Here is a 14,950-nt window from a genome sequence, read left to right on the forward strand (position 1 = left end):
TTCCTAGTCGTCACCTTTCCTTAGCGTGGCTCTATGCTTGTAGATCGCGGACGCGATATCCCGGGAGAGTGCTCTACGCGCCACCCAGTCGAGGTTCGGGTCTCTCTGGATCTGGGACAGAACCTCGACGATACTCTGCAATTCGTCTGGGTTGTCGCGTCGACGAATGCCGGGATTCGGCCTGTAGTTGCTATCAACCCAGATGTACGCCTCCCAGTCTTCCTCCCCGGGTTCGGTCACGACCGCTCCCCGCGCTTGGCTCGGTCCAGAAGTGCGCCCACGCGCGCAGCGAGCCCCTCGGCAATATCCGGAGTAACGGTCACCCAGTGCGCGGCGCGGAGGAGTTCAAGAGCGACCCGCTCGAGCGGACTGATGATGGCGGCTGTCTCAGCAGGCTCGAAGTCGCTGTCGTCGACGCGGCCATCGTCCAGCCCGAAGATGCCGTCGGCGTTGGTTTCGACCGCGGAGGTGTCGAAGTCGCCGTCGTTGTCGGTGTCGCCCAGGACGACCTCGCCGTAGCCGTCAGCGTTGGTGTCGACGACGGCGGATTCGAAGGAGCCGTTGTGGTCGGTGTCGACCGCGGAGGTGTCGATCAGGTAATTGCCTGATGTCCAGATGTAGTCGTTAAGGGTGTCCTCGGACTCGGGTTTCCTCGTCATGACAGAGCTCCGTTCCTCGCGCGTTCGAGAAGCTGAGCTATCTGTCTCGCGAGTTCCTTGGCGACGTCGGGAGAGAACTCACCCTCGAATTCGGCGCGGACTAGCTCGCGAGCGAGGTCTCTTACAGGGTGGTCTTGAGGTGCGAGATCTGGCGAGATTCGGGGTCGTCGGAAATGTTCAACGCTTTCGCTTTGTGCCGACTGAGCCGCGCGGCGTCCTTTAACTGCAGCTTGAGGCCGTGGGGCGGCACGTCGCCGCTTCGGCCCGCTGCCCGTTGTATAGTTCCCCGAGGTCCACACGTAGTCTGCCAGTGCGTCTTCAGATTCAGGATCCTCGATCATCCCAGATCACCGTTCTTTGCACGCCTCAGGAGTTCGTTCAGCTGGCCGCGATTTCGTGGGCGGCTTCTCGGGAAATCATACCTCCAGATGCGGCCCAATACAGGTCCCACCGACCATCGACGAGAGGACGCCAAGCGTTCAATGCTCTCCCGCGAATCCCGCCGACCGACCTCTGACCAGTCGTTGGTGTCGAGAATAAGGCGCACTGACGCGCTCCTCCTCGTTGGTCAACACGTGTTCGACTGGTGATTGACGATACAGGTAGTAGCGCCGCCGCGTCTGCTTAGTCGAGCTCATCCGAAGGCGTGCTCTGCGGTTGCGACGGCCGAAAGAGAGGAAGAGCTCCTGACTCTTGCAACGGCCTTCCCGGCCGAGCACGTGTTTGGGGCTGACCTCGGGCCTGCTCGTCGATCAACACTGACTAGCCAGAGTTCGGCGGCGTGTGGGTGGCACGGTCAGGCTCAAGGGAGCACTGCGTCGCCTAGCCCACAGGTTGATTCGAGTTCACGACCTGCTTAGGATCAACGCGCGTGCACACTTCGGCGCCGGGCACATGACCGATAACCGGCTTGTATGTCCGCTGCCGAAGGCGATGTGCTCGCGCGCGAGCCGAGGCGCCCTCGGTCTGCCCTGTAGCTCCTCGCGAGGTGATGGCGTTCGGATATCACCATATGAGGATGGTTAGTCATCTGAGTGGACTAGCCCTCGCCAGGGAGGAGGACAGCTGCGGGTGAGGTCTTCTCGATGACCGGATCAGCGTGCCGATGGACGATTCCCCAGCCACCGCCGCCTCGACGGAAGATGTGCGTGACTCGCAAGACGCTCGGCGACGGCTCGGCGCGTCCGACTATAGTTTGCTCGCCCCGCTCCAGGCTGACGGTGTAGCCGAAATCAGGCCCGAAGTCACTTGCGATCACTTCCTGCACTGTCCAGCCGCTCTTGAACCCGGACGCGGCCCATTCCAAGCGGGCACTGACCTGCTCCCACCCCACTTCGTGAGCGCCTCGCCCCCCGAAAATGCTCACCTGCGCCTCTCGGAGCCAGCACGCCTTATAGGGCTCAGCGTCTCCGTTAACAAATTGATTTATCGCTTGATCGATCTTGCTAATCAGGTCGCGAGTCTCGTCCTCAGCCACTTCACACCTCCCAGGGATACCTCAGTTTCCGTTGTTTCTTGGCCTACCTAGCCAGCAAGCCTGCCGTGAGGAATCTACTGTGTCTATAGCCGTCGGGGCTGCGAAGGCTGACGAGTCGGCCACCCTGGTAGCGGCAATGGGTGCCACTGAGAGGGGCTCCGGGCCCCCGCCCTCATTGTGAGGGCTACGTCGCATAGTCAAGTCGGCCCAGACGGGCCGTCGTGGGTGGCACCGCGCGGTAGCGCCCCTGTCCCGGTCGGCGAGCGCCGGGAATCGCTCCTCGCCGGCGGGACACGCGACCGCCGTGCGCTCAGCGGAGACCAAACCTGTCCGGTCAACACAGCTAGAGGCCGAACGCAGACCGCCGCCCGGCCGTGACCACGGTGAGGACGGCGACCAGCAACTGTGGCGACCAGCGCTCCGATTGCGGAAGTCGATCGACTCGTCAGCAACATGACGGAGTCCAGGACGATCTTCGCGTGGAGCAGGTCGTGGAGAACAGCGGTGTCAACTGGGCGTGCGTGGAGTAGGTCAGCGAGGCTCGCGCCGTTAACGGAGTTGCTGGTAGAGGCTGTGTGAGGCAGGCAACGGGAATCTTTTAATCCGTTGGTTGTGGGTTCGAGTCCCACGGGGCCCACTGCGTGTGCTGATCCAGGATCTGGCCGCACCCGTCGGGCGGAATCACTTCACGGTCGTAGTCGGTGCTGGTCGCTCGAGGGGAAGCGCATGCCACAACCGCCCAGACGTCGTCTACGCGCACGCGGTGTCGAGCGGGCTCCCGACCCGGACGAGATTCCCCGCAGGCTACGGAGCGGAAAGCTTGAACCGGTCGCGCGCTCCGGCGACCGCCCGACGGTGGCAGCTGTCCGGGGTGAAGTTCAGGTTCAGCGGCGGGAGGAGACGGGCGACGACGGCGTCCTCCACGGAGGCGGGGTCGACGGCGATGGACCAGGTCAGGGAGAGGTGGCGTCGCATCCATGTCGTCAGCTCGCGTTCCGATGATGCCGTGAGCGCCACCTTCGGTCGCTGTCGGCCGACGCGGCGCGTTGACCAGCCGGCCTCGTCCATCAGGAGCCCGGCCAGGGAGCGCCGGAGCGTGGACTGCGCCGTGGCCGGCGCGAGGTGGTTCCTGAGGATTCGGTCTCGGAGCCGGGTCGCCTTTCCGACGTAGAGCAGTCGTACCCCGCCGGTGGGGTAATCCGGGCCGGGCATGGCGGGCAGGACGTCCCTCGCTGCCCACCACGCGTACAGCCCGGGCTCTGCAGGGACATCTGGCGAGGGGTCGAGGATGCGCGGCGACGTCCCGGTCAGACCGGCGAGGACGTCGGCAGAGGTGGGTGCGGGCACGGGCAGACCCTCCCAGGGCTCACCCCCGGCAACAGAACCCGCTCTCAGTCGGCTGCCCGCGGCCCCGGAGCAAGCTCGCGCCGGCCAGACCTGCTGCGCGGGCGGAGCACGTCGACGTGACAGCGGCGGGCGGCGGTCGCCGGGCAACGTGTCGCGTCGTCGGTCGCGGAGAGCGAGCGGCTTCACCCCCGGCGCCGGCGGCGTCCGTCCTTGAAGCAGAAGCGCGCAACAAGAAGGGACTCAGCGGACCACGAGATGGCACGGTAGATCGGACTACGTCCGCCGGGTCGTAGTCCGGTCCGGACCTGCGGGCCGGTTGCGAGCTCGGCGACTTCTGCCCCTCCACGCCGATCACCGCTGGCTACGTCGTCGGCGGCGTCAAGACGTACTGGTCTGGGTCCGGGTGCTGAGAGCTGTGAGGCTAAGAGTCAGGGGTAGGGCCAGGGGTTTCGGGCGCACCCGTCGAGACCGAACGTCTGCTGCTGCATCACGGGCGCGGGTGCGTCCGGGGCGGGGCACGAGAGGTGGCCGTTGCCGAGCCAGTGCCCGACTTCGTGGTTGATCACATAACGGCGGTAGGACGTGAGGTCGTTCGCGTAGTCCGGGGTGCCGTAGGTCCACCGGAAGAGACTGATCACCGCTCGGGACCCGTCCCGGCAGGAGAGCTTGCCGGAGGTCTTGAGGGGCCGGCACAGCCGTTCGCCGGTCTCCGGGGTGGCCAGGACGACCTGCAGCGGCGCCTCGTCCGAGGAGCGGGCGAAGCTCATCGCTCCGTCGCGACCCCAGCCACGTGGATCGTTCAACGTCGTCATGACGAAGTCCGCGAACGCCTCCCCGTCGACGGGTACGCCGCGCTCGATCTCCACTCGCACGGCGCGGACCCGTCCCGGCCCGGGAGCGGGCTCGTTTCCCGGGACAGGGACGAGCTCCCCGGTCCCCACCTCCGGGACGCGGCGGTCGAGGAGACCCGCGAGGCGGTCGGCCGGATCGGGGCCCGGCGCCGGAGAGTTCTCGCGCGGGGCTGGTGGCGCCGCGACGGTCGACCGTCCCGTCTCGGGCGGCGGCCGGTCGACACCACCCGCGAGGGAGAGGGCCGCTGCCAGGGCGGCGGCCCCGACGGCCAGGACGACAGCCCAGCCGATCGGCGTCGAGGCGACAGCGCGAAGGCGTGGCGGTACCCGCACGCACGAAGGATGGCAGCAACGGCCGTCGGGCGCCGACCTCACCGCGGGGACAGTGATGACGAACGTCAGTCACCCGGTGACGCCGAGACACTCTCTCGCCGGCCCCGGCGGACCTAGTAGCGCCGCGGCCATGGTGTCGATTCTCGAGCGTCAGCGGCCATTGCACCTCGTCGTCGCATGCACCCGCACTTCGCCAACGTCGCCGGGCCTTTCCGCCTCGACAGGGCCAAGCGCCTTGACCTGCTGTCTGCCTCCGGTGCCCGAGCCCCGTACGCGGCCACCGCCGCCGACCGACCCTCTCTCGCGGTGGTGCAGACCGGGCGACTCAAGGGCGGGGCGCGTCGGTCGGGTGGGGGGACGGGGTGAACGGGGCCAGGAGAAGGCCTGTGAGGCGTTGTTTGGCGTGTTCGACGCCGTCGAGGTGCAGTGAGCCCGCGTCCAGTGCCGCGGCCAGCGTGATCTGGTGTTCGCAGATGGCGCGGAGGGTGTCGAGGTCGGTGGTGAGGGTGGCCTCGGGGGGCTGGTGGGCGGTTTCGCGGCTGATGTTGAGCGAGTCGTCGGTGATCTCGATGCAGTAGGTGTCGGAGTCGATGTGCAGCTCGTAGACGCTGCCCTGCTCAGCGGTGCGCGCCGGGTCGAAGGCGGCCTTGATGCTGAGCAGGATGGAGTCGATGCCGAGGGAACCGTCGGGGGTGGTGGGGGCCTGGCTGCCCCAGCGGCCGAGGTGCAGGAGGAGCGGTTCCAGGGCGCGGCCTCGATCGGTCAGTTCGTAGAGGCGGACGCGGGCCGGGGGTGGCAGGTCGCGGCGTTGTACGACGCCGTGCTCTGCCAGTTCGCGGAGCCGCTGGGCGAGCACGTTGGGGCTGACGCCTGGGAGGCCAGCGTGCAGGTCGTTGAAGCGTTTGGGTCCCAGCAGCAGGTCGCGTACGACCAGCAAGGCCCAGCGTTCGCCGATGACGTCCAGGCCGCGAGCCACCCCGCACGGGTCTCCATAGCTGCGCATGCTGCTCATGACCTCGATGCTACAACACAGCTATAGAAGTAGTAGTACTACTTGTTTTCTAGGAGTTCCTCCCCTACGTTCAGGTCCATGAGCTTCTCTGACACCCAGGCGGCGGGCATGCCGCAGGGCGATGTGCGACTGCTGGGCACCCCCACGGCGCAGCGTCTGCTGAACGACGCGACGCTGCTGGCACGGTTGGCCTATACCGGCAAGGACGGCACGCCGCGGCTGATTCCGGTGAACTTCCTGTGGAACGGCGACGAGGTGGTCGTCGCCGCGTTCACCGGCACCTACAAGGTCCGCGACCTGCGCGCGCGACCCGATGTGGCGATCACCATCGACACGGCCGACGGTCCGCCGCAGGTGCTGATGCTGCGCGGGAAGGTCACTCTGACCGAGGTCGAGGGCGTCCTGCCCGAGTACGCCACCATGCAGCGCGCGGGACTCGGCGAGAAAGCGGGCGACGCCTACGTGGCGGCTATCGACAAGCCCGGTCTGCGGATGGTCCGGATCGGTCTGCGTCCGGCCTGGGTCGGTGTCCTGAACTTCCAGGAGCGGTTCCCGGGCCTGACGCCCGCACCCGTCCTCGCGGCTCTCAGTGCCGGCCAGTAGCCGGCACCGCGGGGCCCGACACGGTGCGCCGCCAAGGTCAACACCACGATGGAGGCTGGCAGATGTGCAAGATCATTGTGTCGATGTGGACAACGCTCGACGGATTCGTCGCCGGTCCGCGCGACGAGATGGACTGGTTGCTGATCGACGACCAAGTGCAGAAGTACGAGCGGGAACTGGTGGAGGAGTCCGGCAGCCTCTTGCTGGGGCGGATCACACACGCCGACTTCGCCAGCCACTGGCCCCGAGCCGCGAAGGACCCCCACGAGACCGACGAGATGCGCGCGTACGCCCGGCGGGTCGACGTCATGGAGAAAGTCGTCGTTTCCGCTTCGGGGAAGGTCGCAGCGTGGCAGAACACCCGCAGACTCGCACGCATCGACCCGGACGAGGTCACCGAACTCAAGCGCGGTCACGGGCGGGACATCGTGGTCTACGGCAGTCTGGCGGTGATCCGGCCCCTCGCTGAGCTCGGGCTCATCGACGAGTTCCATCTTCTGGTGCACCCCGTGTTCCTGCGAAATGGCAAGGCGTTGTTCGAGGACGGCGGACCGCCGGAACGAATGGAGCTGGCCTCCGCCGAGTCGTTCACCTCCGGGGTCGTCCTGATGAAGTACCGGCCGGCCGGCCGGAACCCTGCCACCACCTGAATCCCGCCATGGCCGAGGTCAACGCGATCGGCCGTCGAGGCCCGGTGGTGCTTGTTCGCGGCGATGACCGCGAGGTCGACGTCCGGGCCCTGCTCGATCCCGGCACGCCGTCGGACCGCGGGTCGTGGTCGACCAGAGACACCAAGAGGTTCAGCAGCCAGGTCAAGGCCAGGGAGAGCCTCGGCGACGCTGGTCGCCTCGCCAGTGAACGCGCTCCGGCTTACAGGCCGTTCCTGTGGGGCTGGCTACAGGAGGGCCTGTCGCCGCCGTATGATCAACTAGGTGACTGCGAATCTGACTGCGAGTCGGACGCGCCTGTGGGCAGTGCAGGCAACTTCGCCGTCGTGTGGGTCAGCGTGAAAAGGCACAACCAGCGCAGTTGCCACGGAGCCGCGCTCTCTTAATCCGTTGGTTGTGGGTTCGAGTCCCGCGGGGCCCACCAGTCATCGCCGCCCACGGTGCATCACCCGCGCCAGTCCAGCCGCCTGCCTCGACACCACGGGCATACTCGCCCGCCGCGGGAGCGCCGTTCGACCGTCGTTCTCTACCGCCGGCCTTCCCCGGAGCGGGGCGGGTCACTCGCGACACCGGGCAGCGGAGTGCCGGTCCGAAATCGGAGCGCGAATGCCCGCAGCGCGGGGTGCCTGCGCAACTCGCCGAGCACCATCCCATCGTTGAACCTCGTCGAACCGAATCTCGACGATCAACGACAGCCACAGGACGTAGGTGAGGTCTGCGGGGCGGATCGGCGTCGGCTGTCCGACCAGGGCAGCGATGCGCACGGAGCCGGAGGCCCGATCTTGTGGCACCGTTCGCGGTGGACTTCGTCGCGTATCCGCTCAGATCGGTCAACGGCGCACTCGATAGCGCAGGTGAAGCACCCGGTTGCCTTGAGTCACCACGTCTGGATCCTCCAACAGGTGCTGCGCGTGGACCGACCCGAAGTAGCGCTTGCCGGACCCGAACACGACGGGGACGACGTCCATGCGCACCTCGTCGATCAGGCCCGCGGCGAGCACCTGGCCACCGACGTCGCCGGCGGCGACCTCCACGATGCGGTCACCCGCAAGCTCCTGCGCCTTGGCCACGGCGGCCTCGACGCCGTCGACGAAGTGGAACGGCGCCTCGGGGTCCCAGCCTTCGGGCTCCGGCCGGTGCGTCACGACGACCACATGGTCGATCCCGCCCGGGGGCTTCCCGTCCCAGCCGTTGGTGATGTCGAAGACGTGGCGGCCGACGACTGTCGCCCCGATCTGGTCCCAGTACGGCCGGGTGTAGTCGTAGGACGTCTGCGACACCCTTATCTCGCCGCTCTCGTCCAACGGAACGTCACCGCTGACCAACCAGTCGAACAGCGGCCCGGGCTGGTCGTGCTCGTCGGCGACGAAGCCGTCCACCGACACCGAGTTGTACAAGACCACCGTGCCCACGAGGCTCTCCTCTGCTCAGGGGCGCCCCAAGTTAGCGTGTCGTGAGCTGTCGCTCTTGTAAGAAATCAATCGGCCGGCAGCGGCCAGCTGTCCAGCGCGTGGCCGGGATGTTCGCGCAGGAACCGCCGCCGAACTTCGACGTACCGGGTCGGTGTGAGCCCGGTGAACGCGCGGAACTCGTGGCCGAAGTGGGCCTGGTCGAAGTAGCCTGCGCCACTGGCGAGGTAGCCCCAGTCGATCGGTCCGGCGGGGTTGATCGCGAACACGGCGGCGGCGAAGCGGTAGGTGCGGGCCAGCCGCTTCGGCGTGACACCGATGAGCTCCTTGAACCGCCGTGCCATATGAGTGCTGCTGACACCGGCTGCCACGCTCAGGTCGCCGATCGCCACCCCCCCGCTGGTCGCCGCGATGACGCTGCTCGTATGGCGGACCAGCCCCAGGCCGGCGGTCTCGCACAGCCGTCGCACTAGCTCCTCCTCGAGCAGCGTCAGCATCTTGTGCGGTCCGTCCGCCATGGCCAGCCGGTCTCGCAGCTCAGCAACGGCGGGCCGGAACCAAACCTGCTCTACCGTCACCGGCCGGTCACACAGCTCGGCCGCGGGCATCGGCAGGAACGGCGCCAGCCCCCACGGCTTGAAGTGCACGCCGACGGACCGGGTCCGGAGTGGGTAGCCGAACTCCAGCGCGCGGGTAGGCGTGGTGACCACGCAGCCGTCGGCGTACTCGGCCGTCTCGATGTCGGTGCCGGCGCGGATGCGGAACGGCGCCCCGAGGTTGACGATGAGCACCGCCGATGGCATCGGCGGCAGCGTCAACCGGGCGTACGGCGGCGCACCCTCCAGGTAGTAGAGGTCGTCTATCAGCCCGTCCAGCGGCGGTCGCGGCACTCTGGACACGTACTCCACGCTCACAGCATCGCCGACATCGCCGACGCCCCGCCGGGCATCGCGCGCCGGGATGGTCCAGCCGCGCTGTCCAGCTCGTGGCGCAGCTCGCCGGCTGACAGTAGTGGCAGGCCGTCTACGCCGCGCGCGTCAATGGCACGAGCTGGGACCAGAGCGGCGCCGCCACCGGAACCACCGCCAACCAGGCGCACGAGGCGCGGCGTCTCGTGGGTAGGGCGTCCTCGAGGTCGGCGCGGCCTCGTCGAGCTCGCCGAGGACCAGTGGAGCCGGCCGTGGCCCACGGTGACCCGCTGGAGCTGCGCGGGCTGGCGGACTCGACCGGTGATGGTGCGGTACTCGGCCAGACCCTCGTGGGGACATCCGACGGCGGCCGCGGCCGAGACGCTGCCGGTTCCCCTGCGCGGTGGTGCCGCAGGATGATGCTCCACACGAGGCTTGTTGCGTAACTGCGGAAGGTGTGACGTGACCGCCGACGACGCCCCGAACGCCGCGCAGTGGCAGGCCTGGAACGGGCCGATGGGTGCGTTCTGGGCGGACAACGCCGACCGCTTCGACCGCGGCGCCCCCGCCTACCGCGAAACACTCGAGCACGCCGCTGCCGTCGAACCGGACGACCAGGTGCTCGACATCGGCTGCGGTGCCGGACAGAGCACCCGCGACGCCGCGCGGCGCGCCCACCGGGGACACGCCTACGGCGTGGACCTCTCCGCACGCCTGCTCGAGGTCGCCCGCCGACGCGCCGCCGACGAGCAGATCGGCAACGTCACCTTCACCCAGGCCGACGCTCAGGTCCATCCGTTCACCCCGGCCAGCGTCGACATCGCCATCAGCCATCTCGGGTCGATGTTCTTCAGCGACCCCCGCGCTGCGTTCACGAACGTCCGCAGCGCGCTCCGACCCGGTGGACGGCTGGTCCTGCTCGTCTGGCAGTCCTTCGGCCGAAACGAGTTCATGCACAGGGTCCTCGACGCGCTCACCCCAGGTCGCGAGACCCCGCTCCCGTCGGCGCAGGGGCCTGGCCCGCTCTCGCTCGCCGATCCCGAGCGGGTCCACGCTCTTCTCGAGCACGTCGGCTTCGCGGACGTTGAACTCGTGAGCGTGGAGAGCCCGATCACCCTCGGCGCCGACCCGGACGACGCACTGGCCTTCCAGTCCGGCCAGCACGCCGGGCTGCTCGCCGACCTCGATGCCGGCACCCGGGCCCGAGCACTGCACCTTCTCCACGACGACCTCGTCGCCCACCACGTTCCGCATCGCGGCGTCTGCTACCGCTCCGCAGCATGGATCGTCCGAGCCCGCAACGGTCTGAACTGATGGTTCGCGCAGTCGCCACCCGGTGATGACGAGGCAGGTGGCGAGGAAGACGACCGTGGCCGTGCTCCAGAATCTGCTGCCGTTGGGGTACACGTAGAGGGCGCCGAGGTCGGCCACGAACATCAACGACGGGGACGGCGTAGCGGCGCACGGCGCAGCGCAGAGCCAGTCCGCTCAAGCCCGCACGCAACCCGCGCCCAGATCGTCAGAACGACATGGCTGCCGTGGCGAAGGGGGCGAGCGTGGCGGGGCCCGAGTCGTCGTCCGCGCTGCTCGTCGCGCCGATCTGCTCGAGGTGGCCTGGACCTGTCTCGTGGTCCAGGGCGATAGTCACCGGGTGGGCTGTCTTGTTCACCAGTAGGAGCGTGCGCGTGCCGTCCGGGGCGACGTATCCCTGGGCGTGGACGCGGACGTCGGGGAACCCGGGGAAGCCGGTCGTGGTCGCGACGAGCGTGTCGCCGGGTCCGAAGTGACGCAGCAGCAGCGCCAGCGCCCGGTAGCGGGCGTTGGGCGCGCCGGTCTCCCAGTCGAGCAGCGACGTCCCGGGGATCATTCCCGGGTAGTCCATGAACTCGGCGATGCCGACCAGGTCGACGCCCAGCTCCACCAGCCGTGACCAGATGTAGGACTGGACCGCGGCGCTGAGCGCCCAGTACTCCTCGGGGATCTCAGGTGCCGGGTTCATGATGTCGGGCGGGAAGGTGCCCAGCTCGTTGATGAACGTCGCCGTGCCGGGCGCGAGCCGGCGGCGGATCGAGTCGATGAAGCGGACCTGGTCAAGGAACCCCTCCGCCTGGCTGAAGAAGATGTCGCGCCAGTGCGCGTACGCGGCGTTGCCGTGCTCGGAGAACGGGTTGGCGATCTCCGCCGACCCGTAGAAGTGGTAGGAGACGGCGTCGAGCGGGATGCCGTTGGCATGCTCGGCGGGGTCGAGGAAGGTCCAGAAGTACTCGGGCTCGTGGTGGACGTGGCTCAGCGACAGCCCGACGAACTTCATCTCCGGGTCGAGTGGCCGGAGGCGTTCGACGACCGCGTCGTAGATCTTCGTGTAGGTCTCGGGAGGGATGCGGTGACCGATGTCGGGCTCGCAGAGGATCTCCCAGTAGGCGAAGCGGTAGTGGTGACCGGACTCGTGCCGGCACCCGTGCTCATCGGTGAAGCCGCCGGCGATATACCAGCTCGCGAGGCGGTGGAAGTAGTCGGCGACCTCTGCGCAACTCGGATCGCGCAGCTCGGTCCCCTGCTCGTAGTTCCACTGGGTCTCGGTGGCGTCGTCCGGGACGGGCACAGGCTCCGGCGTGACGAACATCCAGCTCGGGATCGTGGCGAAGTTCGCCACCACCGGGCGTCCCGCAGTGGCGGCCATGAAGTCCTCGACGAACGGGTCGAGCAGCGTGAAGTCCCAGGAGGTGTCCGTGTCCGTCGGCGGGGTGAGCTCCGCGACGGCGACGCGCGGGTGGGAGTACCAGGGCAGGAAGCGGACGAGATCGGCCTCCAGAGCGCGGAGCGCGTCGAACGCCGCGTCATGGATCGGGGAGTCGCGGCGCATCGGCGGGGCAGTCCACATGTGGGTGGTGAGCGTCGTGCGGGAGGTGCCCACCGCCGTGGTCCAGCTGACTTCGACGGATACGGGCGGAGGTGTGGGCTCGATGGTCACCGCGTGTCTCCTTGGGATGGTCCTGGTGGGGGAAATCCGAGGGCGGGCAGGATGGCCTGGTCGACGATCTCCTCCAGGGCCTCCACGCCCGGCAGCCCCCCGGTGTCGATCTGGTGCTTGATCACCAGCGCCTCGCCGATGTCGACGACGACGGGAGTGGCCAGGTGGGCGTCGATCTCGCCGCCCCTCGCGTAGTGCTCGATGACCGTGCGGGTGAAGGTCCCGCCGTGGGCGTCGAAGACCCGGCTGTACAGCGCTTCGACGAGCTCCGGCCTGCGCTGGCGCTCCCCCAGGATCGCCGCGACCGCGGGTGAGGTGGGCCCGCCGAGCCAGGTCACCAGCTGCTCGAGCGAGCGCAGCAGGTCCGCTCGGAGGTTCCCGCCCTCGAGCGAGGGCTCCTCGACCGGATGAGTCTGAGCGAGCGCGTCGAGCAGCAGGTCCTCCACGGAGGGCCAGTGCCGGTAGATCGAGGTCTTCGCGACCCCGGCCCGCCGGGCCACGCCGTCGACGGTGAGACGGCCGAGGCCGGTCTCGGCGATCTCGGCGATCACCGCGGTCCGGCAGGCGTCGCGGAGCGCGGCGAGCGTGCGTCGGCCCTTCTCCGGTCGACCGGCAGCTGCCATGGAACGCAACATAGCTACTACAACGTAGCTATGTAATAGAAGCTACGAGACCGTAGCTAGATGCTGCTGCGGCTGATCCCAGCGCCCGGGCAATCTGCTCCGGTGAGCTCCTGCTGCTCGCAAGCTGTGCACCAGCGACCACGCGATATGGGCCAGGTGGGCGTCGGGTGCGGCCCGTCCGCCCAGGGGCCACGCCGACCCCGTGGTGGAGCGGCTCGCTGAGCGCTCTCGCGCGGCCCGCACCGTGGGGATCTTCGGCGTGGTAGAGGTCAGGGCGGTGCATCACCTCGAAGCGCGCGCGGTGGGCGACCGCGAAGCCCACGTAGGCCACGCCCACTCGAGGTGACCACGCAGCCGTCGGCCTACTCGGCCGTCTCGATGCCCCTCGCGGGGACATCCGACGGCGGCCGCGGCCGAGACGCTGCCGAGCTCCGTCGGACACGATCCACAGGATTTCTGCCAGGTCGTATGCGCGCGGCATCACCGCCCCGGAAGAAGGCAGAGAATCGCTTCTCGCCCGATCAGCGAGAGGCGGGCTCGAACCATCGGCGCGGGAGGGCACCTTGGAGCCACGAAGTAGCGACCCGCGCAGCCCACCCGTCATGCCTGCTGCTCGCGGCGCCCCTCTGGTCCGGACTGAATCTGCTCGAAGCGACGGGCGGAGATCGGCATCGGGGTTCGCATCCCGCCGGCCGCCGGCCGCGCCACTGCTCGATGACCAGGCGCTCGACACCCAAGGAGCCGGCGGTGATGAGCAACGTCCCACCGACCGGCGGGATCATCCAGCCACGTCCAGGAATCTCTTCGTGACGTCTTGGCGTTCGGCCACCCGCTACACGTCCCGCGTCGATATCGCCGAACTCAGCGATGGCCGCAGCCTCGTCGGTGATCCGGTCGACGCTCAACGAGCGCTTCGGCTCCGGGGCTGTGCCGGTTCGCCGACCGCTCGTAGCGCCACGACGAAGTCGGCCCCTCGTCCTGTCGACCCTGGTCGTCATCGATGCCGACCCCTCGCGGCACCCCTTGACAACTGTGTCCGCTAGACACAGTATCGGCTCGGAAACTGTGTCCGGCGGACACTAAGGGCCCGGCAGTCGCGTCCCCGCGCGGCGGGCAGGCCCCGGAGGGCGCCCGTTCGATTCTCGAGGAGCATCAGTCATGGCCACGCCCCACCGACAGCGTCGTCTGGAACATCACCATGTCGGCCGACGGGGTACGTGTCCGTCCTCACCGGACCGGGGAGAGTTGCGGGGCGGCGAGCTCAGTCGCCCACCTGATGCACCGCGTGCGGTCCTGATCGGCGATCACGGCCACCGGGTTCTCTTGGTGTCCTCCGGTCAGATCGGCGGCTTGGCTACCGACCGGCTCGCATGAGAGGTCGGCCGCCCACGAGAATCCGTAGATCGAAGCTGTGAGCGTAGGAATGACCTCAACACCTGGAGGGTCGCCAGTATGTCCGACCGAAACCCCGTAGCCGGGGGAGCCAGAAGATTCGACCTCCTGCAGGAGTTCATCGACGACGTAGAACTCGTGGTCGTCGGCACCGACGATGAGCACGAGATCACCTGGCGGGTCGCCGAGGGCTTGTCGAACCTGCTGGACAGCGGCTACCGGCTGCCTTCGGAACTCACTACGCCGTCAAGAGAGCATCATCTGAACTATCGCCTCTACGTCGCTCCCGACGACAGTTGGTCACTCGCAGTTGTCGTGTGGAGCGTCGGTCAACGTGCCCCGGTGCACTCGCACGAGACCTGGGGAGTCGCTGGTATCTACTCGGGCGCCGAGCACGAGTACCGCTACGTCAAGCCCGCTGCCGACGAGCTCGACCGACCACTCACCCCGGCCGGTGAACAGGTGTGGCGAGCCGGACAGGTCACCGTGTGCTGCGCCACCGACGACGACGTGCATTCCGTCGCCGCTGTCGGGGACGAAACCACGATCGGGATTCACGTCTACGGGGGCAACATCGGCACCTTGCGCCGCCGGTCCTACGACCCCGCGACTGGCACCGTTCGCTGGTTCGTCTCCGGCTGGGACTCGCTGACGCCCATGCCGGCAGCGGCCAGCGCCTGAATGACGACCACGCCCT

16 protein-coding genes are annotated in these 14,950 nt (G+C 68.1%); 5 read left to right on the forward strand and 11 right to left on the reverse strand.

The window, feature by feature from the left end; genetic code table 11:
* Positions 1-3 precede the first annotated feature (3 nt).
* From OG774_RS22675 to OG774_RS22700, 6 genes are all read right to left on the reverse strand, one after another.
* Complete coding sequence (locus OG774_RS22675; protein ID WP_328304553.1) at positions 4-240, reverse strand: hypothetical protein; 237 nt, start codon at positions 238-240, stop codon at positions 4-6.
* Positions 237-659, reverse strand: a complete 423-nt coding sequence (locus OG774_RS22680; RefSeq protein WP_328304555.1) for a hypothetical protein — start codon at positions 657-659, stop codon at positions 237-239. The genes OG774_RS22675 and OG774_RS22680 overlap by 4 nt, the downstream gene beginning before the upstream one ends.
* Before the next feature lie 1,039 nt (positions 660-1,698).
* Positions 1,699-2,136, reverse strand: coding sequence for a YybH family protein (locus OG774_RS22685; protein ID WP_328304557.1), 438 nt, complete (start codon positions 2,134-2,136; stop codon positions 1,699-1,701).
* An 804-nt stretch (positions 2,137-2,940) separates the two neighbouring features.
* Positions 2,941-3,483, reverse strand: coding sequence for a GIY-YIG nuclease family protein (locus tag OG774_RS22690; RefSeq protein ID WP_328304559.1), 543 nt, complete (start codon positions 3,481-3,483; stop codon positions 2,941-2,943).
* A 428-nt stretch (positions 3,484-3,911) separates the two neighbouring features.
* Positions 3,912-4,709: a DUF3152 domain-containing protein gene (locus OG774_RS22695; protein WP_328304561.1), complete on the reverse strand. Its 798-nt coding sequence runs from the start codon at positions 4,707-4,709 to the stop codon at positions 3,912-3,914.
* 283 nt (positions 4,710-4,992) lie between these two features.
* Positions 4,993-5,679: a winged helix-turn-helix transcriptional regulator gene (locus tag OG774_RS22700; protein WP_328304563.1), complete on the reverse strand. Its 687-nt coding sequence runs from the start codon at positions 5,677-5,679 to the stop codon at positions 4,993-4,995.
* A 78-nt stretch (positions 5,680-5,757) separates the two neighbouring features.
* Here OG774_RS22700 and OG774_RS22705 point away from each other — a divergent pair, with 78 nt between their 5' ends.
* The 3 genes from OG774_RS22705 to OG774_RS22715 all read left to right on the forward strand — a co-directional run bounded on the left by OG774_RS22705 (position 5,758) and on the right by OG774_RS22715 (position 7,336).
* On the forward strand, positions 5,758-6,282 hold the full coding sequence (locus tag OG774_RS22705; RefSeq protein ID WP_328304565.1) for a pyridoxamine 5'-phosphate oxidase family protein: 525 nt from the start codon (positions 5,758-5,760) through the stop codon (positions 6,280-6,282).
* Positions 6,283-6,344: 62 nt separating this feature from the next.
* Positions 6,345-6,932 carry a dihydrofolate reductase family protein gene (locus OG774_RS22710; protein WP_328304567.1) on the forward strand — a complete coding sequence of 196 codons (588 nt, stop codon included), beginning with the start codon at positions 6,345-6,347 and terminating at the stop codon, positions 6,930-6,932.
* Positions 6,933-6,940: 8 nt separating this feature from the next.
* The gene (locus OG774_RS22715; RefSeq protein WP_328304569.1) at positions 6,941-7,336 is read left to right on the forward strand and encodes a hypothetical protein; all 396 of its coding nucleotides are present in this window, start codon (positions 6,941-6,943) and stop codon (positions 7,334-7,336) included.
* Between the two features lie 444 nt (positions 7,337-7,780).
* Here OG774_RS22715 and OG774_RS22720 read toward each other — a convergent pair whose 3' ends face one another.
* Together OG774_RS22720 and OG774_RS22725 are read right to left on the reverse strand one after the other, a co-directional pair.
* A complete protein-coding gene (locus tag OG774_RS22720; RefSeq protein WP_328304571.1) occupies positions 7,781-8,362 on the reverse strand; it encodes a dihydrofolate reductase family protein in 582 nt (193 codons plus the stop codon).
* A 65-nt stretch (positions 8,363-8,427) separates the two neighbouring features.
* The gene (locus tag OG774_RS22725) at positions 8,428-9,249 is read right to left on the reverse strand and encodes an AraC family transcriptional regulator (RefSeq protein WP_328311100.1); all 822 of its coding nucleotides are present in this window, start codon (positions 9,247-9,249) and stop codon (positions 8,428-8,430) included.
* A gap of 480 nt (positions 9,250-9,729) precedes the next feature.
* On the opposite strand from OG774_RS22725, the gene OG774_RS22730 reads away from it, so the two are divergent.
* Positions 9,730-10,581: a class I SAM-dependent methyltransferase gene (locus OG774_RS22730; protein ID WP_328304573.1), complete on the forward strand. Its 852-nt coding sequence runs from the start codon at positions 9,730-9,732 to the stop codon at positions 10,579-10,581.
* Positions 10,582-10,786: 205 nt separating this feature from the next.
* Here OG774_RS22730 and OG774_RS22735 read toward each other — a convergent pair whose 3' ends face one another.
* From OG774_RS22735 to OG774_RS22745, 3 genes are all read right to left on the reverse strand, one after another.
* Positions 10,787-12,238 (reverse strand): hypothetical protein, encoded by a 1,452-nt coding sequence (locus OG774_RS22735; RefSeq protein ID WP_328304575.1) that lies wholly within the window; start codon positions 12,236-12,238, stop codon positions 10,787-10,789.
* On the reverse strand, positions 12,235-12,861 hold the full coding sequence (locus tag OG774_RS22740) for a TetR/AcrR family transcriptional regulator (protein ID WP_328304577.1): 627 nt from the start codon (positions 12,859-12,861) through the stop codon (positions 12,235-12,237). Before OG774_RS22740 ends, OG774_RS22735 begins: the two co-directional genes overlap by 4 nt.
* A 1,227-nt stretch (positions 12,862-14,088) precedes the next feature.
* Positions 14,089-14,418 carry a hypothetical protein gene (locus tag OG774_RS22745; RefSeq protein ID WP_328304579.1) on the reverse strand — a complete coding sequence of 110 codons (330 nt, stop codon included), beginning with the start codon at positions 14,416-14,418 and terminating at the stop codon, positions 14,089-14,091.
* Here OG774_RS22745 and OG774_RS22750 point away from each other — a divergent pair.
* Positions 14,392-14,934: a hypothetical protein gene (locus tag OG774_RS22750; protein ID WP_328304581.1), complete on the forward strand. Its 543-nt coding sequence runs from the start codon at positions 14,392-14,394 to the stop codon at positions 14,932-14,934. The genes OG774_RS22745 and OG774_RS22750 overlap by 27 nt on opposite strands.
* Positions 14,935-14,950: the final 16 nt, after the last annotated feature.

This window comes from Actinomycetospora sp. NBC_00405 (assembly GCF_036044095.1).
GTDB lineage: Bacteria > Actinomycetota > Actinomycetes > Mycobacteriales > Pseudonocardiaceae > Actinomycetospora > Actinomycetospora callitridis.

Bases quoted from the DNA above. Each gene is read 5' to 3' on its own strand.
- OG774_RS22715 (WP_328304569.1), top strand. From the start codon at position 6,941: ATGGCCGAGGTCAACGCGATCGGCCGTCGAGGCCCGGTGGTGCTTGTT.
- OG774_RS22700 (WP_328304563.1), bottom strand. From the start codon at position 5,679: ATGAGCAGCATGCGCAGCTATGGAGACCCGTGCGGGGTGGCTCGCGGC.
- OG774_RS22705 (WP_328304565.1), top strand. From the start codon at position 5,758: ATGAGCTTCTCTGACACCCAGGCGGCGGGCATGCCGCAGGGCGATGTG.
- OG774_RS22740 (WP_328304577.1), bottom strand. From the start codon at position 12,861: ATGGCAGCTGCCGGTCGACCGGAGAAGGGCCGACGCACGCTCGCCGCG.
- OG774_RS22680 (WP_328304555.1), bottom strand. From the start codon at position 659: ATGACGAGGAAACCCGAGTCCGAGGACACCCTTAACGACTACATCTGG.
- OG774_RS22710 (WP_328304567.1), top strand. From the start codon at position 6,345: ATGTGCAAGATCATTGTGTCGATGTGGACAACGCTCGACGGATTCGTC.